Raw genomic sequence first — 24,442 nt, 5'->3', positions numbered from 1 at the left:
TCACAGCTAAACCGGCCGCAGATCACGTGAAGGCTTGACCCTTTGAACTATCGGCCCCTGCCCAGAAGTGCAGATCGAGCACGGTCTCCCCACCACAGGAGAACTAATCTTTGAGGAGTTCTTTGACGCTGTCCCGAGTCCAGAGGCAAACATCCCACAGGTCTGAGAGCGCCGCCCCGTCCGCAGGATTGGTCCACATATAGTTCGGAGGGCCGTATTCCGGATCGAACGTCAGGACTTTTTCACCCCGGGCTAGATGGGCCGCTTTGATGCGTTCCCACCACCCTTCGAAAACTTTCACATGCCCTTGCCACTGCTGCGCGCGCGGATCGGGCACCTGCGGCCCTTCCTCATGCCCCACCCGAGAGTGGGTGTGTCGCGTGCGGCTGATGGCCAATTCCAAAGCCGGGCCAAACCCCTGGAGCATGGATTCGGTTACGACGGTCCAGTGGCTGAGATCGGCGACCAGCCACAGGTCGGGCAATTCCTTGAGGTAACGGGCGGTGGAAAGCGGTTCGAATAGTAACCGGCCGCGGTGGGTTTCAAAATTCACGGGGAACGGGAGAGTCTTCGCAATTTCAACGAGCTTCCCCAGGTGGTCTAGCCCTTCTTGAAACTCCATGTTCGCCCGGCCAACATGGACGGTGCAGCCAATGGCACCCGCATCATGGGCTTCATCCAAATCTCGCCGGAACTGTTCGGCTTCGCCGCCCTGCACCATCGCCATGTATTCCAGGCCGTGACGCCCGGCCAGGGCTCGGACTTCAAAGTGCGGTTTGATCCAATCTTCCCACCCTTCGTAACCCGCGGACTTGATTTTCGCTAAGACTTCGTCGGGAGTCCCCGGCATGCCCCACGTTGTTTTGTATGCCCGAATATCCATCAACTTTTTAGCCCCTCGATGACTTTGCCATACACGTCGGTCAATCGAAAATCCCGGCCTTGGGACCGGTAGGTCAGTTCGGTATGGTCCACTCCCATCAAATTGAGGATGGTGGCGTGCAAATCGTGCACGTGAACAGGATTTTCAACGACGTTGTAGCCAAACTCGTCGGTCATGCCATAGGCGGATCCCGCTTTGATCCCGCCCCCGGCCAGCCACATCGTAAAAGCCCGGGGGTGGTGGTCGCGTCCCTGGAACGGTGAGCCACCCCGGCCTTCGTTCATTGGCGTCCGGCCGAATTCCCCGCCCCAAATGACGAGAGTCTCATCAAGCAGTCCCCGGCGCTTGAGGTCCTTGACCAAGGCCGCCGCGGGCTGGTCGGTTTGCTTGCACATGCGGCCCAATCCATTTTTGAGGTCGTTTCCCTCGCTTTCGCCATGATTATCCCAACCCCGGTGGTAGAGCTGGACAAAGCGAACCCCCCGTTCAACCAGCCTTCGGGCCAGCAGGCAATTGTTGGCAAAACTGCGTTTACCGGGCTCTGTCCCATAAAGGGCGTGGACTTCGGGCGGTTCCGTTTCCAGGGCGACAAGTTCAGGGACACTGGTTTGCATCCGGAAGGCCAGCTCATATTGGGCGATCCGGGCTTCTATTTCGGGGTCAAGGACATCATTCTGCCGCAATCGGTTGAGGTCGCCAATGACATCCAGCGAGTCTCGACGCAATTCCTCGGTCACGCCATCCGGATTGGTGATGAACAAAATCGGTTCGCCATTGGATCGGAATTCAACTCCCTGGTGCTGGCTGGGCAAAAATCCGCTGCCCCAGCAGGCTTTGCCCCCGTCGGGATTGTTGTCGCCGCTGACCAAGACGACAAAGGCGGGCAGGTTCTCGTTTTCCGTTCCCAATCCGTAGCTCATCCAGGCCCCAAAACTCGGCCGACCCGGAATCTGGAATCCCGTGTTCATGAAAATCTGGCCAGGAGCGTGGTTGAATTGGTCGGTCTGCATCGACCGGATGACCACCACGTCGTCGACGATCTCTTTGAAATGGGGCAACAGGCCGCTGACCCATTGGCCCGACTGCCCAACCTGCTCAAACTGGTGCGGCGACGCCAGCAGCTTGGGCCGTCCCTTGATGAAAGCAAAGCGTTCGCCAGCCACCAACTCTTCGGGACACTCCTCGCCGTTGCGTTTGTTCAACTCAGGTTTGTAGTCGAACATGTCCAGTTGGGATGGCGCCCCGGCCATGAACAGGAACACGACTTGTTTGGCTTTGGGAGCGATCCGCTTTACGATCGGCGAACCCAAAACCGAATTGGCCAAGATGTGGTTGAGGGCCAGCGAACCGATCCCGTAGCTCGCATCGCGGAGGAGCGTGCGCCTGGTCAATGTCTTGTGATCAAAAAATCCCATGGCTATTCCTTTGTGAGTGCTTCGTCGAGATTGAGGAGGACATTGGCGACGAGCGTCCAGGCCATTTCATCGCCCTGGGTCGCCTTTGTCCGGTCAAAGTAATCACGCACCGACCTTGATTCCAATTTGGACGGCCGCCGTGAAGTCACTGTCCGGAAAATCCAAGCAATTCGGTCATCCAAGGAACCGGGCGACTTGTCAGCCCTGGATCCGAGCGCTTTGGCCGCAAGGAACAACCCAGGGTCGTTGAGGGTCGCCAAAGCCTGTAGCGGGGTGTTTGTGCGGCTCCGCCGGACGGTGCACTGCTCCCGGGACGTGGCATCGAACGCCATGAACGTCGGGAAGGGTGCCGTCCGTTTCCAAAACGTGTAGAGCGAACGCCTTGTCGCATCCCCGCCGGTGCTGGGAATCCACTGCTCGCCGCTATAGGGGCTGTCCCACACCCCCTCGGGCTGGAATGGGAACACCGGCGGGCCGCCCACCCGGGAATCCAAGAGTCCCGAAACAGCCAATGCTTGATCCCGGACGAATTCTGCCGTCAGTCGGAAACGCGGACCACGCGACAGCCACATGTTGGTGGGGTCTTTTTCCAGCTTCTCTTTGGTCGCCGCCGAGCCCTGTTGGTAAGTGGCAGAGCTCAAGATCAGCTTGAGCATGGCTTTGGTATCCCAACCTGACTCCATGTACGTTGCGGCCAGCCAATCCAGCAGTTCTGGGTGGCTGGGAGCGGATCCCTGAGTCCCGAAATTTTCGCTTGTTTCAACTAACCCGCGGCCAAACACCATCTCCCACAACCGGTTCACTTGCACGCGGGCGGTTAATGGGTTTTTGCGGTTCACAATCCATTGGGCCAGATCCAGTCTTGAACCGGATGCCGGGTTGCCGAACGCCTTGGGAGTGCCGGATGCCACGATTTCGGTCGGTGAAAGGAATTCGCCCCGGTGCCGGATCGGGGCCTCGGGTTTGCCGTCGGCCTCGGCCATCACCAGGGTTGTCGGGATCTCAGATTCCAACTTTTGAATCTCTGACTTGATTCTTTCCGTAGCCTCCCGTTCTGTGCGGCCGTGCAGAGCGATCCTTTCATAGTGCTTGGCGAGGGCCGCCGATTCCTCCGTCGTCCGGTTGGGCTTGGCGATGATGGCCCGGATGGGTTCCGGGATGGCGAAACGGGTCGCCCCCAATTCCGAAGTGGCCTCGATCTCGAACTTGCCAAGGGTGTGCTTTGCCCACCGGGCAGACTCGCAATGGAGCCCCAACCGGACTTGTCCCGAAATGGGATTGGAAAGTTCGATCACGAGTTCGTGTGCCCGGCCTGCCGCTCCATAGATGGCCCACCCCGTTTCAGGGTCATCATCCAAGACACCATCAGGCGCATAGCCGTTTTGGACGAAGTCGGCGGCCACAGATATGATTTGTGCCCCGGAGAGCGAAATCCGACTCAGCACGAAGTTGCCCCCATCCGACCGGCCCGGACCGCCATTGGCGCGAGTCGGGTCCGGGAGCACGTGTAGCCTGAGGGCCCGCGTCCGGTCCGGGACGGTTACAACAAGGTCATAGCTCATCGTGTTTGGGCTTTCACCGGGAGTTGAGACGAGGTTTCCCTGCACGGCCATCCGAGGGTCATCGGTGCCCAGCACGACCGGCCGCCAAACTTGCCCCGACTTCACAGCGCTCTCCCAGGCGACTTGTTCCACCGTCAGGTCACCGGAAGCGGCCTTTAACCTAGCTTCAGCAGAAGCCAGATCAGACCTCAAGGCTACCAATCGCTTGATTTGGTCTTCTGACGGCACTTTGATCGACGGTTCGTAATACTTTTGCTCGCTAATATCCGCATTGCCGACCTTGTCGAACTTGTTGTTGGCAAAAAATGCGTAGAAACGGTAATAGTCTTCCTGCGAGACCGGGTCATATTTGTGGTCGTGGCACCTGGCACACGCCATAGTTTGTCCTAACCAAACGGTGGAAGTCGTGTCAGTCCGATCCGACCGGATCTGGTACATCGCCTCGTCCTGATCGACCCCGCCCTCCAGGTTGTGCATCGTGTTCCGGTTGAACCCGGTGGCAACCAAGTCGTTGATGGTCGCATGGGGCAGCAAGTCGCCGGCCAGCTGCTTGATCGTGAATTCATCATAAGGCATGTTCTGGTTGAAGGCTTGCACCACCCAATCCCGGTACTTCCAAATCGACCGTTTATTGTCCTTTTCGTAGCCGTTTGAATCGGCATACCGCGCCAGGTCGAGCCACGGTGTTGCCATGCGTTCGCCAAACCGGGGGCTTGCAAGGAGCCGGTCGATGGCCTGTGACGCCGTTTCTTGACTGCTTTCGAATGCATCTAGTTCTGCCAAGGTTGGGGGCAAGCCGGTCAGATCTTGGGTGAGCCGCCGCAAGAGCTTCTCTTTTGAGGCAGGCGGCGACGGGGTCAACCCTTCTTGGTTGAGTTTCTCCAAAACGAAGGCGTCAATCGGGTTTTCCACCCAATTCGAACCAACCTTGGGAACTGGCGGTTTGACGACGGGTCGGTAAGACCAGTGCAACCGGGGAGCCTCACCCTGGACGGCACCTTGGGAGATCCAATCTTCAACCACCCTGAGCTCTGCCGACTCGATGGCCTTGAACCCTTTGGGCATCTGCTCCAACCCATCCAGCCCCTTCAGGCGGCGGATGAGGACGGATTTTTCCGGGCGGCCAGAATCCACGACCCCCAAAACGCTTTTCCAACTGTTCAGGTCGAGCCCAGCAGCAGGCGTTTGGCCCTGGTGGCAGGTGCTGCACCGGCGGACGAAAATGGGTTTGACGTCACGCTCAAATGTCCGTAGATTGAATATTGCCCCTTGGGCAATCCAATCCTCGAACAGCTTGATCTGCTCCTTGGGTAATGCGGGCATGCTTTGGGGCATCCGCATGTCCTTGTCCTGCGTTTTCAGTCGCTCGATCAAGAGCGAAGAGGCGGGATTGCCCCGCTCGAACAGCGGCCCCGAGTCCCCCCCTTTTGCCCACCCAGCCGGAGCGCTGAGGTCGAGCCCGCCTTTCGCATCGGGACCTGTATGACAGCTCATGCACTTGGCCCGGACGACCGGCATAAGGTCTTCAGAAAAATCAACTTGGCGGGTTTGGGGGGACTGGCCAGAAACCGCCAACACAACATAAGGGACAGCCGCCAAAAGGGCAATTCCCACCGATATCGTCTTCCGGAAAACCTGCCGTCCAGACATCTAGAATCACTTTACCAAGAGAACCTATAGACACCGTCAAACATCTGCACGGTGAGGGGCAATTCATAGCCAGGATCCATCGACGGGCGTATCCGGTGGCATCTCGGTGAAGAGACGCTTTGAATCCGGTTCCTCCACCATGAGGTTTATGGAACATCCTGTTCGACAAGTACAAAAGTGTCTCGCTTGCGACTTGGCGGTAAGTCCGCACTCTGGCGTCGAGTCGGCGGCCATGGTGGACGCGCCGCTTCCGCCCGTGTCCACCGGTCTCTTGGGATATGCTTTGGGACGGCATGAGATGGTTACAAAAGCTTTTTGCACCGTCTTTTCCAGACGAAGTCAAGATAGTCGCCCGGTTTCAAAATCGTCTAAATGGAGAAAGCGATCCAGTGGGAGCGGCCGTCTCGGGCGACTATCTCCCGGGTGAAGCAGAGGGCATCACAAAGATTGTCACCTTTTCAGATGGATCCACTTTGGCTGACCGCTTGTTGGCCGCAGACACCCCCCAAATGAACGCGTGGATCCAAGGACAACACGAAGACCCAGTGCCACGGGCGTTGCTCCGCTTGCTTGCCGATGCGGTTGCCCGAGGAGAGGCGTTGGATGCCCAGGATGCAATTGTGTTCTACTGGCTTCCGGGTCGCCCACCAACAAGGGTTTATGACGGCCCTGCGACATTTGCCCAAATCCTGGGACTCCAAATCAAGATGTATTTTTCCGACCCAGAAACGCAAATGGACATGGTCGTTGATTTTGCCCCTTGATCATGTGGCAGGTCGGGGACACTCTTAGACACATTTCGCAATGGAGCGCCCGCAAGTTTGCCGTGACGGCCCGACGGCTTGAATTGTTTGCACATTCGAATCAAACTGTTTGGCACCGATTCATGCCAATCCCTTCTTAACCCTGCCGGATGGCGTCGCAGACGATTTGCACGGCATGAGAAAGGTCATCCTGGGCAATGTTGAGCGGAGGAGCAAGTGTCAAAACAGTTCCCATCGAAACCTTGAAGTTTAGGCCCGCCGAAAGGCACCGGTAGAGGATCCTTTCGGCTGCGGCACGGTCATCAAGTTCGATCCCAAACAGAAGGCCAACCCCCCGGACCTCCCGCACACACCGAACGTCTTTCAGCAGTTGTTCGAATTCTGAGAGCGTTTGTTTTCCGAGCCATTTGCTCCGCTCAGCCAATCCTTCCTGCTCGATCACGTCCAGAGTTGCTAGCCCAGCCGCACACAGTACGGGATTCTTTTCGTGGGTGTAGTGCCCGATCGAGCGGGGCTTGGCGACGTCTAACCTTGCATCGGCAACGACCGCTGCTAATGGCAGAACCCCTCCCCCCAACCCTTTACCCAGAACCAAAATGTCCGGGACGACACCCGTGTGGGCAGTGGCGAACATCTCACCGGTGCGGCCCAGGCAGGTTGGGATTTCATCGAAAATGAGCAACGCGCCGTGGCGCTGGCAGGCGGCCTTAACCCGTTCCCAATAGCCGGGGGGCGGAACGGCGACGGTTGTGCACCGGATCGGCTCGGCAATGACGGCGCCCACGTCGCCTTCCCTATCCAATACGTATTCCAAATAGTTCGCACAGGCCATCGAACACGAGCCTCCGCACCCCAGAGGGCACCGCAAAGGGTCTGGAGGCGGAACGTGTTCCGAACCTGGCAGCAGCGGGCCAATCCCCCACCGGAATCCGGACTCCCCCCCGACGGAACAGGCATCCATCGAAGCCCCATGGAACGAATCCCACATCGAAACCGTTTTGTGCCGGCCAGTTACGATCCGTGCGAGCTTGAGCGCGATGCCGATAGCAGCACTCCCGCCAGGAGCGAACAAGACTTTCGACAGCCTTGCCGGCGACGCGGCGGCAAGCCTTTCGGCTAGCTCGATCGCCCGAGAATTCGTGTAGCGACGTGGCGCAAAACACAGCTCGTCGATTTGTGACTTGACCGCCTCAACCACATGAGGGTGGGCGTAGCCCACCTGGTGAACCATATTGCCGTGGAAATCCAAATACCGGCGCCCTTGCGTGTCTTCGATCCACGACCCATCGGCGCAGGCCAGGGCATTGAGGCACGGCGTGGACAGATCTTGGTGGAGAAAAGCCCCGGCATCCCTTTGGAGGAGTTCGGCCGCCGCCGGTGAGATGTTTTCGCGTTGCCATTCCAGGCGGAGCGGCGAGGCGTTGACGTCCCCTTCCGCCTCACTTGCCCGCCGATCTGGACTCATTCGTCTTCGCCGCCTGGCTGGCCGGGGTACGGCTGGGTTCCGCGGACGCTGTACCAAATCGCCCGGTTGAGCGTGTCGTTGTCGGGCGCGTCAGGTTCGCTCCAGTCGAGGTTGAGGGTCTGGTTTGTCCAGTACCGGTCCAATTGCGACATCCGCGACGGATCTCGTCCCGGATTCGGCTCATCTAACCGCACACGGTTGGGCCGCGCCGTGAACGGGGTGAAATCGGGTTTGTCTGTAAAGCAGCCTGTGATGGGATCTGCCATATAGTCGAACCGGTTCATCGGGGGGATCCCGAGGATCGCCTCTATGGACTTGACCATGCTGACCGTGGTGTAAAACGTGCTGTCGACGGTGCGACGGCGGTTGTATGGGCTAACCACCATGAATACAGACCGGTGGCCATCGACATGATCAGGGCCGTTTTGCGCATCGTCCTCAATGACAAAAATGCAAGTATTTTTCAATTGCGGGCTCCGGCTGACCGCTTCTACAACACGTCCCAAAGCGAGGTCGTTATCGGCCACCATGGCGCGGGGCGAAGGGTAGGCCGGATCGAGTCCTTCAGTATGGTCGTTAGGCAGTGTGAGGATGCTCAGGTCTGGTGTTTTGCCAGCCTTCCCAAACTCGGTCCACTCGCGGATGAATTCGTCGGCCCGGGCTTGGTCGCTTTGGATGAGCGGCCAATAGTGGACGCGGGGGTTTGTGACCGGCTTTAGGCTCGGCACCAGGGTAACGGGCTCAAACGTAAATTTGCGCGTCCCTTGTTCTCGATCTTCCCATGCTTCGAACCAGTCTTTGGGCGGCCTCGGCGAAAACTTGGCCATGCCCGCATAGCAGAATTCGCCGTAATTCCGGACGGATTTGCCTTTAGCAAGGGCCGCATCCCAAATCGCCCCCGTTGAACTAAGGGACATCGCGCAGTTGCCGTCGTCGTTATAAGTCCGTGAATATCCGACATAGAAGCGCTCTATATATTCGTTTGCCAGCGCCTGAGTGCTCCAGGCATGTCCGTCACAACTGTTGGTGCCGCTCACATAGCCGTTGTCAAACAGGGTGAATTCCCTAGCGATGGCCTGGTGGTTCGGCGCAATGTCCCGGCCGAGGATTGCGAGTTTTGGGTCGCCGTTGCCTTCCGGCATATCCCCAAAGACCTCGTCATACGTCCGGTTTTCCTTGATGATATAGATGACATGTTTTATCGCCCCGTTGTAAACAGCCAAGGACGGCCAGGAAGGTTTCTGCTCCCATCGGTTGCCCTGGGCATCCAAGGCCGTCTCCTTTGCCCGGTCAGCCCCTAGGTTGATCCATGAAACCGTCCCTTCGAAATCATGGGCATTCCCAAAGCCAAGGCCATGGCCGGTTTTTGCCACCGAACCATTGCCCTTGCTGTTGAGCACAACTGCATTCTTGCCGTCCAAGCAAATGGCTATGGGAAAGAACCCGGACGGGCGGTACCCCAGGATTTGGCCCGATGCAAGGTCGATTTCGGCAACCGCGTTGTCACCCCCGTTGCAGACATACAGCGTGCTTCCAGATTGAGCGAGAGCGACGGGCATCGATCCGACGAGCTTCGTTCCATTCCAATGCAATGGGATTGTTCGTCTCACGCCTTTTGTTCGAAGGTCGATTTCGCTCACCGAATCGCTCATGGAGTTGGCGACATAGGCCCGGGTGCTGCTGACGGCTACATCGGTTGGATGCAGGCCAACTTCGACCTCGCTTGTTGATCCGGTTTGGAGGTCGATTAGGGTGGCGGAGCCAGTCGAGGCCGTGCCCCGGTTGTCCACAGCGATCTCCGAAACGCCGGTTTTGGACTTGCGATCCGTGGGTTTGGGGATCCGCCCACCCCAATTCGTCACGACCAGCATTTTTTCGTCCGCGGATAGTCGGATTCCATAAGGCAGCATCCCGGTGGGGAATTTCCTGTTTCGCCTGCCGGTTGCGGTGTCGATCTCTACCACGGCGTTCAGGTCGGTTGCGGCGACGTAGAGCCTCGATCCGTCCCCATTGAGGCAAAGACCCCCCGGGACGGGGTTGCCAGGTTCCCCGGGGAGTCCAACGATGATGGGCTCCATGGGTGTGAGTTTTCCGTTACTATAGGCGAAGGTTTCGATCACGCCATCGTGTCGACCTTGTTGGGCGTCATCGGTCTGTTCGCCGCATGAAAGATAGAGTCTGGTGCCGTCCGGGCTCCACTCGATTCCATGGTAGCCCGGAGCATGCCGTAGCGGGACGGCCGATCCGGCGACGATCCCCTGGCGGTTGAACAAGAGGATCTGCCGGGCGTTGCTGGGCTGATCCCTCAGGCTCACCGCGTAGACGTTGCCTTGAGGGCGTCGAGCCATATCCGCGGGGCGTCCGACAAACCGCAAGTCGCCGGCAGCGACCAACTGGCCGGTAGCCACCAGAAACCGCCCATCAGGCTGCTCTCCCAGCATGCGGCCATTGGCCAGAGCGGCCAATGTCGCGATCGCTACCCCACCAATCCCGATCGCCATGGCCATGAAAAAGAACGCGCGGCGCATCATCATTTGAACCTGTGCGGAAGAGTCAACCCGAGGAACCTTAACAGCAGGTTAAAGTACTTGGTCGACAATACTGACGTGCCCCTCGTTGATCTCGCCGTCTTCGATATTGCGGGCACCACGGTTAAAGACCGCGACCATGTCAACCAGTGTGTGAGGGATGCCTTGCTTGCGGCGGGCGTTGACGTCCCCATTGCCGAAATCAACGGCACAATGGGACTGCCCAAGCCGGTAGCGATTGCCCAGCTCATGTCTGCCCATCGAGCGACTGGATGCCTTGAGTCGATCCACGATGACTTTGTCGAACGGATGAAGGCCCATTACCGGACGAGCTTGGAAGTTGGGCCGATAGACGGCGCCGAATCCGCCTTTGCCCAACTCCGGTCGGCCGGGGTCAAAGTCGCCCTCGACACCGGGTTCAGTAGCGGCATCACCGCTGTCATCTTGGAAAGGCTGGGCTGGGACGGATCCCACATCGATGGCGCCATCTCTTCAGACGAAGTGGAGCATGGTCGCCCATTCCCCGACATGATTTTGAACCATATGTGCCGATTCGGCATCGCCGACCCCGGCCGGGTCGCCAAAATCGGCGATGCCCCGGCCGATATGGGTGAAGGCACCAACGCCGGCTGCCGGTTCGTTATTGGAGTGCTGGGCGGAACCCACTCCCGCGAGCAGCTGGCGGCCTGCCCCCACACGCACATTGTGGAATCGATCCTCGACGTGCCGGCCCTTTTGCTCGCAGACACCACCCCATGAGACGACTTTCCATTTTTTTGGCGGCCTTAGGGTTGGCATTTCTCTTTGGCTGCAGCGCCCCCTCGGGATCGGCTTCAAACGGAACCTCGGCCAAAAACGGCGGCTCTCCCGGTGTTTTGCACATCGCCCTCTCCCCATCGGAAGACTCTGAAAAAATGGCCGTTGGGTTTGAACCTATCCGGGCCCAACTCGCTAAAGATTTAGAGATGGATGTCAAGGTCGACCGTGTCACCGATTACTCCAGCGTTATTGAAGCGCAAAGAGCAGGGAAAGTCGACGTGGCGTGGTACGGCCCCCTTTCCATGATCCTCGCCAACCAAGAAGCCGGCGCCGAGCCAATCCTGATTGGCCAAGAAGAAGGGAAATCGACAACCTACTTCTCCATGATCATCGTTCCTGCCAACTCCCCGGCTAAGGAACTCAAGGACTTGAAAGGGAAAAAAATCGCTCTGGTCGACCCAGGCTCCACGAGTGGCAACCTGGTGCCACGGATGGCGGTGTTGAAGGCGACGAATGCCACGGCTGAAGAGTTTTTTGGCAACGTCGCTTATGCCGGTTCTCATGATGCCGCTCTCCTTTCACTGGTCAACGGGAACGTCGACGCCTGCGCAATCCAAGATATCACGTTCAACGCCAAGTGCGCGAGCAAAGAAATCGATGAAAGCAAGTTCCGCGTCCTCTGGAAATCGGATCCAATCCCGCAGTCGCCGATCGCTGTCCGCAAAGACCTTGATCCGCAATTGAAAGAAAAAATCGTCCAAAGCTTCCTTGCCATGGATTCCAAAGGGGTCAAGATGGACGTGCCCGGCGTCGGGGATTTTCAAAAGTTCCATCGGGTGACAATGGACGACTACCAGGTGATTGCCGAAATGGCATCGGCCTTGGGGTTATCCAAAAATGATATGGGCAAGTGATGGGTTCGCCTGTTCGATTGCAAGGCGTGACCAAAAGATTCCCCAATGGGGTCGAAGCCGTCCGCGGCATCGACCTGGCCTTTGAGCCGGGCAAAGTCACCGTCGTGCTTGGGCCCAGCGGGGCGGGAAAAAGCACACTGTTGCGCCTGATCAATGGCTTGGAATCGGCGACATCGGGAACCGTTTCTGTCGGCGGGCGCGCTGTCCAACCCGGCAACTTGCGAGAAATCCGCAAAGAGGTGGGAATGGTGTTCCAGCAGTTCAACCTTGTTCCCCGGCTGAGCGTGATGGCCAACGTCTTGTGCGGCAGACTGGCCTACCGCTCATGGGTCACAAGCCTGTTTTTCACGTTTCCCGACTCCGACTTCGACCTTGCCCATAAGGCACTGGAGCAAGTCGGTCTCCAAGACCGTGCATGGGATCGGGTCGACAAGCTCAGCGGCGGGCAACAGCAGCGCGTGGCCATTGCACGCACGCTCGTCCAACAGGCTGACGTGATTCTGGCCGATGAACCCGTTGCTTCCTTGGATCCGGCAACGAGCGAGGAGATCTTGCACCTCCTTGTTTCAGCTGCCCGATCCCGAGAGGCGACTCTGGTCGTTAATCTCCACCAAGTCGACTTGGCAGTCAAACACGCTGACCGCATTGTGGGGGTGAAAAACGGAGCCATCATCTTTGAAAGGAACCCCGGTGAGTGGACCGAAGAAGACCACAAGGCACTTTACCAATGAGGTGTGTCACACCCAACGGAAAGCCTTCCGCCCCGACGTGGTGGATGTCGGCATCCATTGGTCTGGTCTTTGCCCTATCGGGGATGATGATCCAGGTCGACCTGCCGGGCTTGGCGCGATCTCCAGGGCCGTTGGCGACATTTGTCGGCCGGATGTGGGTCGCCCCCGATTTTAGCTACCTGCCTCGGCTTGCGGCCTTGACCTTGGAAACAGTGGTGATCGCATTCGTTGCGACCGTGGCATCTTGCCTCCTTTCGTTCCCCATCTCCTTGTTGGCCGCCCGCAACTGCACGCCCCATCCTGTAGTAGGATGGTTGCTCAAAGCCGTCGCCAGCATTTTTCGGGCGGTTCCGGATTTGTTGGTTGCCCTTGTGCTTGCCTCGGCACTTGGGCTTGGGAACGTCCCCGGTGTTTTGGCCCTGGTTACCGCCAGTGTTGCCTACTTGGTCAAAGCCTACGCAGACGCGCTGGAAGTCACCGGAAAGAATCCCGTCGAAGGTGTTGCTGCCTCTGGGGGCGGTTGGCTGGCCCAGCGCACGGTTGGGGTCGTGCCGCAGGCGGCACCAGATTTGCTCGGGCTCTCGCTCTATGCCATGGATTCGAACCTCCGGTCGGCTTCCTTCCTGGGGGCGGTCGGCGCCGGGGGGATCGGGTTTGACCTGGCCGCCGCCGTGAGGCATTTCCAGTTCGACCGGCTGGGCGCGATGATCTTGTCAATCTTTCTCTCCGTCTCCCTTGTCGATGCCCTTTCATCCCATTTGCGGCGGAGGATCGGGTGAGGCGGCCATCGAAGGCGGCCTGGTGGGCCGTTGCCGGGTTGACCACTTCGGCATTGGTTGGTGCCAAATGGCTGGGATTTGACCAAACCACCTTGAACAGTCTGCTCGTCGACGGGGTTCCGGCCCTGGCCAAATATTGTCACCCGGCCTGGCAGGAGATGCCGCGGTTGCTCCGGCTCCTTGGGGAAACAGTGGGGATGGGGGTGGTCGGCACCAGTATCGCCATGGCCCTTGCTATTCCGAGCCCTTACTTTGCCGCTGCAAGCATCGCCCCAAACCGGGGTGTCTTTGCCGTCAGTCGGCAAGTCTTGAATTTCTTCCGGTCCATGCCAGACGCCTTGATTGCCCTCATCCTCGTCCAAGGAATGGGATTGGGTCCGGTTCCCGGGGCAATCGCGCTCGGGTTGCACTCATTTGGCTATGTTGGGAAAAACCTCTCCGAAAAAGTGGAGCGAATCGAGCGTGGGGTTCTGGACGGCCTCAGATCCTGCGGCGCTGACGGGTTCCAATCATTCCGCTTCGGTGTCCTACCGACCGTGGAGCGGGAAATTCTGTCGGACGCTTTATATATCCTTGACCGGAACATTCGAACTGCGGCAACCCTCGGTTTGGTCGGTGCCGGCGGCATCGGCGTCGAACTCCTTTCTGCCCTCAGGACATTCCACGAAGACCAGGCATCGACAATCATCGTCCTGGTTGTCGTTCTGGTCATCGTGATCGACATGGCCTCAACCCATGCCAGGAAGAGGCTTGCATGAAGCATGACGCCGCCATTATCGGGGCCGGGATCGCCGGACTCTCCTTGGCCCACACCCTCCACCGGCAAGGCAAACGCATCGTCGTCCTCGAGAAATCGGCGATTGCGCAAGGCGCAAGCGTCCGGAACTTTGGAATGGTCTGGCCCCTTGGCCACCCTGTCGGCCACGTGCGCACCTTGGCAATGCGGAGCCGGGAGATTTGGCTCGAAGTCGCCCGGGAAGCAGGTTTTTGGGCAAACCCGAGGGGTTCGCTCACTCTTGCCTACGAAGAAGTTGAAGAGCAAGTTTTGCACGAATTCATGGACATTGCCGAACATAACCCTTCGGTGGGCCGACTGATCTCTGCCGAACAAGCCCAAAAAATCAGTCCGGCGGTGAAATCCGACGGACTGAAGTTGGCCCTCCACAGCACTCAGGAGGTTTGTGTCGACCCCAGAGAAGCCGTGCATGTATTGGCACGGCACCTTGCAGCAAAAGGGATCGAAATCCGTTTCGGCACTCCCGTCTCCTCAGTCGGACCCGGGGCCGTCAAGCTTGCCGGCGGCGGGTGCGTCGAAGCAGAGAATGTAATCGTGGCGGCCGGGCCGGATCTCCGGGATCTGCTCCCATCTGTCGGGCCACAGGACGGTTTGCGTCGATGCACACTGCAAATGATGCGGTTTGCCCCCAAAAGCCGGAATTGGCCGACAATGGGGGCGCACCTTTGCGCAGGGTTGACTTTGGGGCATTACGCCAACTTTGCCGATTGCCCGTCGATCGGCGCGCTCCGTGCCTTCCACCAAGAGCGTTGGCCGCTTCAAGTTGAGCACGGCATCCATGTTTTGGTCTCCCAACATGCCGATGGCAGTTTGACGGTCGGCGATTCCCACGACTACGGAGAGTCGGCATCCCCTTACCTCTCGGCGAAAGTTGAATCGGCAATCTTAGAAGCACTAGACCAGTTCTTGGATTGGTCGGAGTTTTCCGTTGCCGAGCGTTGGTTTGGGCATTACAACACGTCCCCGGGCCGGTTCTATTCGTGGAGGCAGGTTGATCACGGTGTTTGGTCACTCAACCTCTTTGGAACGGGAATGACCCTCTCATTTGGAGTCGCCGAGTTGGTTGTCAGTTCACTGGCGCAATAAATCCTCGGATTTGCTTAACCAACAATTCTTCCAATCGCAATTACTCTTGCAAATATTACTGAGATTTCCGCACATACGCTAATTTAGCGACCTTTGTTGCACAATAGGTATAAAGTCCTTGGCAAGATTTCGCCTAACAGTTCGTTAATAACAGCCCCGGATGCTGGTGCTCCGGCATGTCTTGTCATGTCTGGAGCCATCATGAAAACCAAAGCGTTTACACTCATCGAGCTCCTTGTGGTTATCGCGATCATCGCGATCCTCGCAGCCATCCTCTTCCCCGTTTTCGCCAAAGCGAAACTGGCTGCCAAAAAGACCCAAGACTTGTCCAACATCAAGCAGATCGGTACGGCAACCGCCATCTACATGGCGGACAATGACGACCTGTTCCCGCTCCAAGCCGGCCGGGATTGCACTTTTGGCCAAAGCCCGCTCGGCCAATACAACTTCAACTCGCGGGTTCTGACCCCAGCCAACTGGAGCAAAGCTCACAACGTCCAAGCATGCACCAGCCGGGTGAAAGGGGCCTTGGCGTTGCCGGTCAATACGGTTTATCCCTACATGAAGAATTCGGATCTTTTTGCGATCCCGGTCGCCACGCCAGAAACATCGAGTTCTTTCGACTACAGTGCCGCTAACAAGGAAGTCGAACCATGGGCCGTCGGGTTCAGCATGAACGGTCTTCTTTCGGAATTCTCGGGCACGGCCGTGACCTCCATCGCCACGACTCCTCTGTGGTGGCCCGGTTTCGGGACGACCAACCGCGTTGGCAACACCTATACCAACCCGTTTATCATCTGTGCTGACCCCACCGGATCGTGCGTGTTCAACGGCAATGGCCCGACATTTGCTTCGGCCGCAAGCTGCAACAACCAAGACAACCACAACACGCTTGGGTTCCTCAATGGATCGCAGTCCAAGCTCGGTAACGTGGCCTACGGCACGGTGTGGCCTTATGGGAAATCCCAAAACTGGGCCTACGCCGACACCCACGCCAAAACCCGCAACACTGGTACCGGCGATCCCAAAACTGACCCGTTCGTCGCCGACCCGACCTATTTGGCCACCGGTTACCCCAGCCAGGCGCTTACCTATGTCGACAGCCAGTGCCACGTTCCTGTTTTCCGGCCGGACTACCAGCCGTGAGAAAGCAGTTGCCTTGGCTAGCCGTCGCTGCTATGGTCGCACTTGCGGGGTGCGACCAATCAGTGCCGCCCCCTCCGCAATCGGCCCAACCGCCAGCTGAGCAAAAGGTGGTGATGGTTCCGAGCTGGAAAGAAGGGCAGGCTCAAAAACAGGATGGGAAAGCGGCCGAAGCCCCGAAACAGGCGCCGGGCTCTACTCCCGATACAGCTCCCCAACCAGGAGACAAAAACTGACCGGACGGTTGTCTGAAAGGGATCCCCTTCAGGCAACCCCGTTTTTGAATCCTTGCCGAAACAAGGATTCTATCGATTTACCGACCTGGCGCGGCGGAATGGGTGCTCTCGAATTTGCCGCCCCGCGTGCGCTGTGATTATTCGAACAAGCCCACACCAAATGAAATCAGTATCAAGACCGCTCTTTGTGGCCTCCATCCTCTCAGCAACGATCGCCGCAGCTATCGTCGGTCAGGTTGCCCAGCGGCCCGACGTTGGCTGGAATGAAGGAAAGACCCGATTCAAACTTTACAACGGCTGGTCTCTGTCGCCTGCTGGGAACCGAATCACATTGAATGGGGACATGCCCGGCAAAATCGTTTTCTCGCCAGATGGGAACCATGCCCTGGTGGCGACCAGCGGCTATAACGACCACTCGCTAACCGTGTTTGATTGGCGGACTGGGGAAATCACGGATTCCAAGGTCGTGGCGCGCAGTTCTTTTGGAATCTCGGCGGAGGGTGACGCCATCTACACGTCAGGTGGACGCAGCGGAGGCAAGACAGAAGACATCCGCAAATGGCAACTGGCAGGGGGAAAACTCATGCCTATCGGGGCTGTCACGCTCACCGATATCGCGCCTGATTTGCGGTTTGTCACGTCACTCTTGAACTACAAAGGGGATCTGTACGTTGTCAACGCCCAATCCAACGAAATTTTACGGCTGGACTCATTGGGAAAAGTTGTTGCCAAAACACAAGTCGGCTACCGTCCGCGGGCGGTGGCGATGTCGCCAAATAAACGGTTTGTCGCCGTTTCCGACTGGGGCGGATCCGGGGTCGTCCTGCTGGAAGCACAGACACTGAGGCCCATCAAAAGAATCAAGACCCTTCCCCACCCAACGGCGCTTGCCTACCACCCGGATGGCCGGTACTTCGTCGCTGAATCGGGGGCGAACACGATCCTACAAAATCGGGGAGGGGTTCTTACCCGCATCACAGTTTCTGTCGACAAGCTGCACCGTGTTGGCCCAACTCCCACCGATCTGTGCGTCTCGCCAGATGGGAAACGGTTGTTTGTGACCTTGGCGGGCGAAAACGCCGTGGCCGTGCTTGATGTGACCGGAGAGCGCCCGAAAGTGCTGGGGCATATCCCGACCGAGCGGTGGCCGAGCTCGGTTGCGGTTACCCCGGACGGCAAACGCTTGTTGGTGGCAACTGCCAAAGGTTTTTATGGGCCCTCGCAGGCAGGTGGAAAGGAGATCCCCAATGCCGGAAGTGCCAAACGACAAATGACCGCCCGGGTCGCATTCATCGACATGCCTAACCAGATGCAATTGAATGCGATGTCCGTCCAAGTTGCCGAGAACATGCCTGAAGGCGACCGTTCGACCGGCCTGACCAGCGGTCAGAAAAGCATGGCTTTGGCGAACCTGAAGAAGATCAAACATGTGATCTACGTCATCAAAGAGAATAAATCGTATGACCAGGTTTTCGGTGACATCAGCGGAGCCAACGGTGACCCTTCCGTCACGATTTTTGGGGAACGCATCACACCCAACCAGCATGCCTTGGCGCGGGATTTTGTCATTTTCGACAATCTTTACTGCGATGGCGAGTCCTCGCAGGTTGGCCACCAATGGACCACTTCTGCCTATGCAAATGAGTACACAGAATCGCAATGGAGCAGCAACTACGGCGACAAAGGAGAATTGACGAGTGACAAACGGCTCACTGCATCCCCCGGCGAATACCTCTGGAGCATCGCTCGGGAGAAGAAGCTTTCGGCCCGGGTGTATGGGGAGTATGTTGACGTCCAAGAAGGCCATGGTTCTTTGGAGGATCAATCGATCCGCGAAAACCCTGAAAAGTGGGGCTATTCCGAGGCATGGGAACGGGTCTTTGCCCGTGGAGGCCGGGACACTGAGAAACTTGCCACATTCCTAGAAGAACTAAAAGGTTTTGAACGAACCGGGAAAATGCCTTCCTTAATGGTTATGGCATTGCCGGATGACCACACCCATGGCTACTCGGCTGGCAGCTATTCGCCCAAAGCCATGGTTGGGGACAACGACCTCGCCGTTGGACAATTAGTCGAAGCGATCAGCAAGTCGCGATTTTGGAATGACACAGCTATTTTTGTCATTCAAGACGACACCCAAGGATCATTGGACCACGTTGATTCGCACCGGACCTATGGGTTGGTGGTTTCGCCGTGGACCATGAGGGGTGTTGTGGATTCCACCCATTACACAACGGCCTCCATGTTGAGGACAATGGAACTCATCCTCGGTCTTCCGCCGATGTCGAGCTACGATGCGATGGCCACCCCGATGTTGCGCCCATTCATTGGGAACATTCGCGTCAATGCCTGGAAAAGCCTGCCGCCTTGCCAGGAGATCAACGACAAAAACCCTGGAGGGGTGCTTTCCCTCAGATCTGGCAAATTGGATTGGACCGACATCGACCGGGCTGACCCCGAGGAATGGGGCCGGCTTCTTTGGGACGGCGAGCGTCCCGGGCAGCCGTTCCCAGCCAAGTGACCGGGCGGAATACCCCCGCCGAGCGGGCTGGTTTGCCGTCTCCGCCAAGTGAACCCTTTTCGTGGCCCGTTGCAGGGGTACGGTTGGCCGCTACGCTCCTTGTCTTGAAATTTTCAAAATGGCCTCAACGGCTCATCTTATGTTCAAAAACGCCGATTCCAACCAAAGGCACGAACTCTCGGTTACACGTGTTCGAACTCCGTTTGGAAGGATGGAAAACTCGAAGTCGAGCTCAATGAGTTCTTCGATTTGATGCTAAATACCGTGATTTCGGAGCTTCCGAAAGAAGAGCCGGAGGAGGAAAAACGGCTCGTTTTTGTCAAATCTGTAGAGTGGTGGAGATTCCTGGACGCGAATTGCAACGTCACTTGCAGGAAATCGGGTGATTAGACAGTCTGAGTTGCCCTTCTTGCTGGCAAGTTCTGAGGTTTATCCCCACGGGTGTGGGGCGGTTAGATGCGCCCCCAAGTGAATGTGATCTTCATTCGGTTCATCCACACGGGTGTGGGGCGGTTGCGAGGCCCGGCTTGACGCGGCACCGTTCAAGCGGTTCATCCCCACGGGTGTGGGGCGGTTGATGCAAGAGCATCGGGCGGTTGCGGGGCAGGCGGTTCATCCCCACGGGTGTGGGGCGGTTAAGCGGATGGCTCGCTGGATCGGTACAGGAATCGGTTCATCCCCACGGGTGTGGGGCGGTTTCAATAACCTCAGTAACGGACGGTGGGATTTTCGGTTCATCCCCACGGGTGTGGGGCGGTTCGTCGTCTGGTCGTTCGCTGGCACGTCATAGGCGGTTCATCCCCACGGGTGTGGGGCGGTTCGCCCAGTTTCCGGTCGTGGTACCGGCAGACACGGTTCATCCCCACGGGTGTGGGGCGGTTAATCATGTCCTCCTTGGCCATTTCCGCAAGCTCGGTTCATCCCCACGGGTGTGGGGCGGTTACGTGCTTGCGCCATTTTGGCATCCCAATCACCGGTTCATCCCCACGGGTGTGGGGCGGTTTGGAGTCGCCAAGCCCAGAGATTTTAACCGGCCGGTTCATCCCCACGGGTGTGGGGCGGTTCTTGCCTTGTTTCGGTTTCAACAACCTGGGCTCGGTTCATCCCCACGGGTGTGGGGCGGTTATCCCGTCATACCAGGGGCGAGATGCAATGTACGGTTCATCCCCACGGGTGTGGGGCGGTTTGAAAGATTTGCAAACATACAGAGCACACCAACGGTTCATCCCCACGGGTGTGGGGCGGTTAAGGATCGGCCCTGTTTGAAGGGCACCGGCTCCGGTTCATCCCCACGGGTGTGGGGCGGTTGTTACTCGAACACAGTTATAATTACAATCCGACGGTTCATCCCCACGGGTGTGGGGCGGTTGGTGTATGAGTTCATCGACATTGTGAAGGATGCGGTTCATCCCCACGGGTGTGGGGCGGTTAAACATGGCTTCGGTGTTGCGCTGACCGAGGACGGTTCATCCCCACGGGTGTGGGGCGGTTCAGCATGGCCGCCGTTGGGGTTCTTGGCCTGGCGGTTCATCCCCACGGGTGTGGGGCGGTTCGCTCGTTCTCGCAACGGCAACACGGGCATAGCGGTTCATCCCCACGGGTGTGGGGCGGTTGGCGGTCTGACATTTGTTATAGGCTTTATCGTCGGTTCATCCCCACGGGTGTGGGGCGGTTCCGTCTACTTGGGTGGTTTTGAGTATCTGCTACGGTTCATCCCCACGGGTGTGGGGCGGTTGTCACGCTTTCCTCGGTTGGTTCGTACACGAGCGGTTCATCCCCACGGGTGTGGGGCGGTTTGATGAGGTTGTAATCGTAACAATTGGGGCACCGGTTCATCCCCACGGGTGTGGGGCGGTTACCCTGTCGATATGCTCGTGAAACTCATTCAGCGGTTCATCCCCACGGGTGTGGGGCGGTTTGGGGTTGTATCCAACATCGGCGGGCCTAGTACGGTTCATCCCCACGGGTGTGGGGCGGTTTTGCTGTAATCCTGTCTTTTGTATCTCCTCTGCGGTTCATCCCCACGGGTGTGGGGCGGTTATGCCGTGTTGGTAGCCGGTTGTGATCTCAGTCGGTTCATCCCCACGGGTGTGGGGCGGTTCCAAAAGCAAACTTCAATATCATAACTGACATCGGTTCATCCCCACGGGTGTGGGGCGGTTGTCGGAAAACGTTTTGAACATGTCCACCTCCCCGGTTCATCCCCACGGGTGTGGGGCGGTTGTACCGTTCCCATTCAGGATTTGGTACTCGGCCGGTTCATCCCCACGGGTGTGGGGCGGTTCTTGATTGACGAGGCTGGGATGGCTCCGAATCGGTTCATCCCCACGGGTGTGGGGCGGTTCGGTTGTGTGGTGGCTTTGTGATGCGGCCCTACGGTTCATCCCCACGGGTGTGGGGCGGTTTTGCGGTCACTCCGATCAACGCCGTTGCCGGGCGGTTCATCCCCACGGGTGTGGGGCGGTTTGTAGTAGGTGATTGTTTTTTCGTAGTTGCCGCGGTTCATCCCCACGGGTGTGGGGCGGTTTGGCCAGCTCTTTCAAGCTAAATGGCCCTGAACGGTTCATCCCCACGGGTGTGGGGCGGTTACGTGTACCGGCGGTTCGGAGTCCGTCACTCACGGTTCATCCCCACGGGTGTGGGGCGGTTGCTCGGGCGGCTCGGCCCGGCTGATCCCCGACCGGTTCATCCCCACGGGTGTGGGGCGGTTATTCACAAACCCAAATTCTTGGTCTTCCCACGCGGTTCATCCCCACGGGTGTGGGGCGGTTCAAATCGGACTGGTTCGCGTACTCCGCCGGGTCGGTTCATCCCCACGGGTGTGGGGCGGTTATGATGTTGCAAAACTTTTGGCCTCGCTGAACCGGTTCATCCCCACGGGTGTGGGGCGGTTGCTGGTCGAAGTGTTTGGTGATGAGCCGCCACCGGTTCATCCCCACGGGTGTGGGGCGGTTGTGCAACTCCTTTGCCATGTCAAGATCAACGGCGGTTCATCCCCACGGGTGTGGGGCGGTTACCATGTGGCAATCGGTTGTCAAACCATTTGCCGGTTCATCCCCACGGGTGTGGGGCGGTTTTGAGAGACTCTTCCCCATCCATCATGCGGAACGGTTCATCCCCACGGGTGTGGGGCGGTTCTGATGCCGCATCTCCAACTCGTGTCATTGAGCGGTTCATCCCCACGGGTGTGGGGCGGTTGCATTTTGCCAATACGCGCGAGATGGTGAACGCGGTTCATCCCCACGGGTGTGGGGCGGTTCCCGTTTGTTCCGCCGCTTCCTGCACAATGCCCGGTTCATCCCCACGGGTGTGGGGCGGTTACAACCACGCGCAGGCGCGAGGCATACACGTTCGGTTCATCCCCACGGGTGTGGGGCGGTTCATGATGGCCATTACCTGCTTGCCGGCTTCTTCGGTTCATCCCCACGGGTGTGGGGCGGTTTTTCCGGCACTCGCAACGCCGATCAAGCTCGACGGTTCATCCCCACGGGTGTGGGGCGGTTGAGCGCGACGGCGGGAAAGTCGAGAGCGGGTACGGTTCATCCCCACGGGTGTGGGGCGGTTACTACGAACTTCCAGAATCTTATACAAAACGCTATGCGACTGTCAAGTTGCTCTTGCCGTCCGGCGAGCGATGAGTACCAGCCCATCGTAATCCATAGGCAGACGCGCACGGTCGCCGTGGCACCGCACCGCGAATCCTTGCTCTGACCTTGCCGAATGAATCATCATGGCGGATCCCGATTTCACCTCCGCCACAACTTTTTCCCAGAGCTTATCTCGGACCCTTCCCGAGAGGTGGCCCACAAAAACGCCCGCCTGAGGCTCAAGCATCCAGCGTGACAGCTCCCCCCTGAGGCCCGGCTTTACGGCGGTGACGATGAGGACGACCACTAGTTGCCTTCCTCGTCGTAGGCCACACCACCTTCCACTCCGCCCACCAATTCACCCGGCCGCGCGGGATCATCGTCAAAGCGGTCTTCTTCTTCATCGGGTCCAAAGAGCTCCATCAGATCCGCCGACACACGCTCCAAAAACCGAGTTTCTCGAAACCGATCCCGAAGTCCAAGTCGGACTCGGCGCTCGATCGGTACATCCGACACTTCTGCCGCCGCGGCAAAGGAGATTGGCAAGCTAAATTCAAGCTTGTAAAGGTCGGCCAGGTCATACACGAAGCTCAGTTGCTTGCCGGTATGAATGAATCCGAGTGCCGGACTGAAGCCCATGCTGAGGCAGGCGGCGTGGCAGACCCCATAGAGGCAGGCGTTTGCGGCGCTCAACGCGGTGTTAACGGGGTCGCCCCCTTGCCACTTGTTGCGATCGTAGCTTCGCCCCTGCCACTCGATGCCATAACGCTCGGCTTGAGCCGCATAGGCTTGCCTGACGCGGTGTCCCTCCTTGCCGCGCAATTGCTCAATTGAGACTTGCAAGTCGAGCGCTTCGGGGAATCGCTTTGCGTAGAGCTTTCGCACGACATCTAGGCGCGATTGTGGGTTGCTGACAAGCGCTGCTTGCCGCAGGAGCCGTGCACTGGAGTGCGTCCCACCGGTTGCGAAAGCGTACATGCGGACGCCCTCTTCGCCGACCCAAGCGACCAAGCAGTTGTTTCTGGCAAGGATATCCATCGCCCTATGGCTGAGTTTGGTGCCGGGACCGAGCATTAGCAGGGCGATGTCACAGACCGGCACGTGCGTTTCGATGAGTTCCTCGGACTGTGGGTCTACGGCATGCAGGGCGATGCTGTTTTGCTCGCGCTCAATGGCGGCATGCTCCACGTAGAGGTAGCTGAGGCGGTCGCGAAACTTGGGGATGAGGGTTAAGTCTTGGGGCATGCTATCCTCCTGGAGGATGGGGGGCCAAAAAGAACACTGGCAAGTTGGGCAATGCCGATGTTCTTGTGGTTAGCATTTCTTGTTTTAACATGGACGCATCCGTCGCGCGCCATCCATTCGACATTCTTATGCATTTGGGCCCGAGATGAGGGGATATGAGTTCCCAGAGGCTCCCCCGGTGCACCGGCCAAAAAGTGGTCGTTCGTTCGTTTAAAGCTCTCATTGTCGTAACAGAGCCAGAGTTCGCAACCTTCGAGAAGATTGGCAGATGATGCCTTTATGGCGTAGTTGACGGGCGACGCGCGACGTCCCAACGTTTTGACCTGGATACACTGCAGGGCCGGGCCGCAGGAGAGAACCAGGTCGCACCCTTCGGAA

16 protein-coding genes and 1 CRISPR repeat array are annotated in these 24,442 nt (G+C 58.2%); of the genes, 9 read left to right on the top strand and 7 right to left on the bottom strand.

What is annotated here, in order from left to right; translation table 11 throughout:
• Positions 1–103: 103 nt before the first annotated feature.
• From JNM28_03040 to JNM28_03030, 3 genes are read right to left on the bottom strand one after another with little or no spacing between them, the layout of a single operon-like run.
• A complete protein-coding gene (locus JNM28_03040) occupies positions 104–883 on the bottom strand; it encodes a sugar phosphate isomerase/epimerase (GenBank protein MBL8067400.1) in 780 nt (259 codons plus the stop codon).
• The gene (locus JNM28_03035) at positions 883–2,298 is read right to left on the bottom strand and encodes a DUF1501 domain-containing protein (protein MBL8067399.1); all 1,416 of its coding nucleotides are present in this window, start codon (positions 2,296–2,298) and stop codon (positions 883–885) included. The genes JNM28_03040 and JNM28_03035 overlap by 1 nt, the downstream gene beginning before the upstream one ends.
• Positions 2,299–2,300: 2 nt before the next feature.
• The gene (locus JNM28_03030; GenBank protein ID MBL8067398.1) at positions 2,301–5,510 is read right to left on the bottom strand and encodes a PSD1 domain-containing protein; all 3,210 of its coding nucleotides are present in this window, start codon (positions 5,508–5,510) and stop codon (positions 2,301–2,303) included.
• 389 nt (positions 5,511–5,899) lie between these two features.
• Here JNM28_03030 and JNM28_03025 point away from each other — a divergent pair, with 389 nt between their 5' ends.
• Positions 5,900–6,274: a hypothetical protein gene (locus JNM28_03025; GenBank protein ID MBL8067397.1), complete on the top strand. Its 375-nt coding sequence runs from the start codon at positions 5,900–5,902 to the stop codon at positions 6,272–6,274.
• Between the two features lie 136 nt (positions 6,275–6,410).
• Here JNM28_03025 and JNM28_03020 read toward each other — a convergent pair whose 3' ends face one another.
• Positions 6,411–7,739: an aspartate aminotransferase family protein gene (locus JNM28_03020; protein MBL8067396.1), complete on the bottom strand. Its 1,329-nt coding sequence runs from the start codon at positions 7,737–7,739 to the stop codon at positions 6,411–6,413.
• Positions 7,736–10,270: a bifunctional YncE family protein/alkaline phosphatase family protein gene (locus JNM28_03015; protein ID MBL8067395.1), complete on the bottom strand. Its 2,535-nt coding sequence runs from the start codon at positions 10,268–10,270 to the stop codon at positions 7,736–7,738. Before JNM28_03015 ends, JNM28_03020 begins: the two co-directional genes overlap by 4 nt.
• 75 nt (positions 10,271–10,345) lie before the next feature.
• Between JNM28_03015 and JNM28_03010 the strand changes: the two genes are divergently transcribed.
• The 8 genes from JNM28_03010 to JNM28_02975 all read left to right on the top strand — a co-directional run bounded on the left by JNM28_03010 (position 10,346) and on the right by JNM28_02975 (position 19,232).
• Positions 10,346–11,026 (top strand): HAD hydrolase-like protein, encoded by a 681-nt coding sequence (locus JNM28_03010; protein ID MBL8067394.1) that lies wholly within the window; start codon positions 10,346–10,348, stop codon positions 11,024–11,026.
• Entirely contained in the window at positions 11,023–11,940 is a 918-nt protein-coding gene (gene phnD / locus JNM28_03005) for a phosphonate ABC transporter substrate-binding protein (protein MBL8067393.1), read from the top strand. Before JNM28_03010 ends, phnD begins: the two co-directional genes overlap by 4 nt.
• Complete coding sequence (gene phnC / locus JNM28_03000; protein ID MBL8067392.1) at positions 11,940–12,671, top strand: phosphonate ABC transporter ATP-binding protein; 732 nt, start codon at positions 11,940–11,942, stop codon at positions 12,669–12,671. Before phnD ends, phnC begins: the two co-directional genes overlap by 1 nt.
• Positions 12,668–13,450, top strand: coding sequence for a phosphonate ABC transporter, permease protein PhnE (gene phnE / locus JNM28_02995; protein MBL8067391.1), 783 nt, complete (start codon positions 12,668–12,670; stop codon positions 13,448–13,450). The genes phnC and phnE (JNM28_02995) overlap by 4 nt, the downstream gene beginning before the upstream one ends.
• On the top strand, positions 13,447–14,208 hold the full coding sequence (phnE, locus tag JNM28_02990) for a phosphonate ABC transporter, permease protein PhnE (GenBank protein MBL8067390.1): 762 nt from the start codon (positions 13,447–13,449) through the stop codon (positions 14,206–14,208). The genes phnE (JNM28_02995) and phnE (JNM28_02990) overlap by 4 nt, the downstream gene beginning before the upstream one ends.
• Positions 14,205–15,332 carry a TIGR03364 family FAD-dependent oxidoreductase gene (locus JNM28_02985; GenBank protein MBL8067389.1) on the top strand — a complete coding sequence of 376 codons (1,128 nt, stop codon included), beginning with the start codon at positions 14,205–14,207 and terminating at the stop codon, positions 15,330–15,332. The genes phnE (JNM28_02990) and JNM28_02985 overlap by 4 nt, the downstream gene beginning before the upstream one ends.
• 201 nt (positions 15,333–15,533) lie before the next feature.
• Positions 15,534–16,478: a prepilin-type N-terminal cleavage/methylation domain-containing protein gene (locus tag JNM28_02980; protein MBL8067388.1), complete on the top strand. Its 945-nt coding sequence runs from the start codon at positions 15,534–15,536 to the stop codon at positions 16,476–16,478.
• Between the two features lie 393 nt (positions 16,479–16,871).
• Entirely contained in the window at positions 16,872–19,232 is a 2,361-nt protein-coding gene (locus JNM28_02975; protein MBL8067387.1) for a beta-propeller fold lactonase family protein, read from the top strand.
• A 425-nt stretch (positions 19,233–19,657) separates the two neighbouring features.
• Positions 19,658–22,796: a CRISPR direct-repeat array (repeat unit 29 nt; unit sequence CGGTTCATCCCCACGGGTGTGGGGCGGTT).
• A 42-nt stretch (positions 22,797–22,838) separates the two neighbouring features.
• Here the strand turns inward: JNM28_02975 and cas2e are convergent.
• Together cas2e and cas1e are read right to left on the bottom strand one after the other, a co-directional pair.
• Positions 22,839–23,126 (bottom strand): type I-E CRISPR-associated endoribonuclease Cas2, encoded by a 288-nt coding sequence (gene cas2e, locus JNM28_02970; protein MBL8067386.1) that lies wholly within the window; start codon positions 23,124–23,126, stop codon positions 22,839–22,841.
• Entirely contained in the window at positions 23,126–24,064 is a 939-nt protein-coding gene (cas1e, locus tag JNM28_02965; GenBank protein ID MBL8067385.1) for a type I-E CRISPR-associated endonuclease Cas1, read from the bottom strand. Before cas1e ends, cas2e begins: the two co-directional genes overlap by 1 nt.
• Positions 24,065–24,442 lie beyond the last annotated feature (378 nt).

This window comes from Armatimonadota bacterium, from assembly GCA_016789105.1.
In the GTDB taxonomy this organism is placed as follows: domain Bacteria; phylum Armatimonadota; class Fimbriimonadia; order Fimbriimonadales; family Fimbriimonadaceae; genus UphvI-Ar2.
The sequence above is the reverse complement of the archived record's forward strand: the minus strand, read 5'-3'. Positions and strand labels throughout refer to the sequence as shown.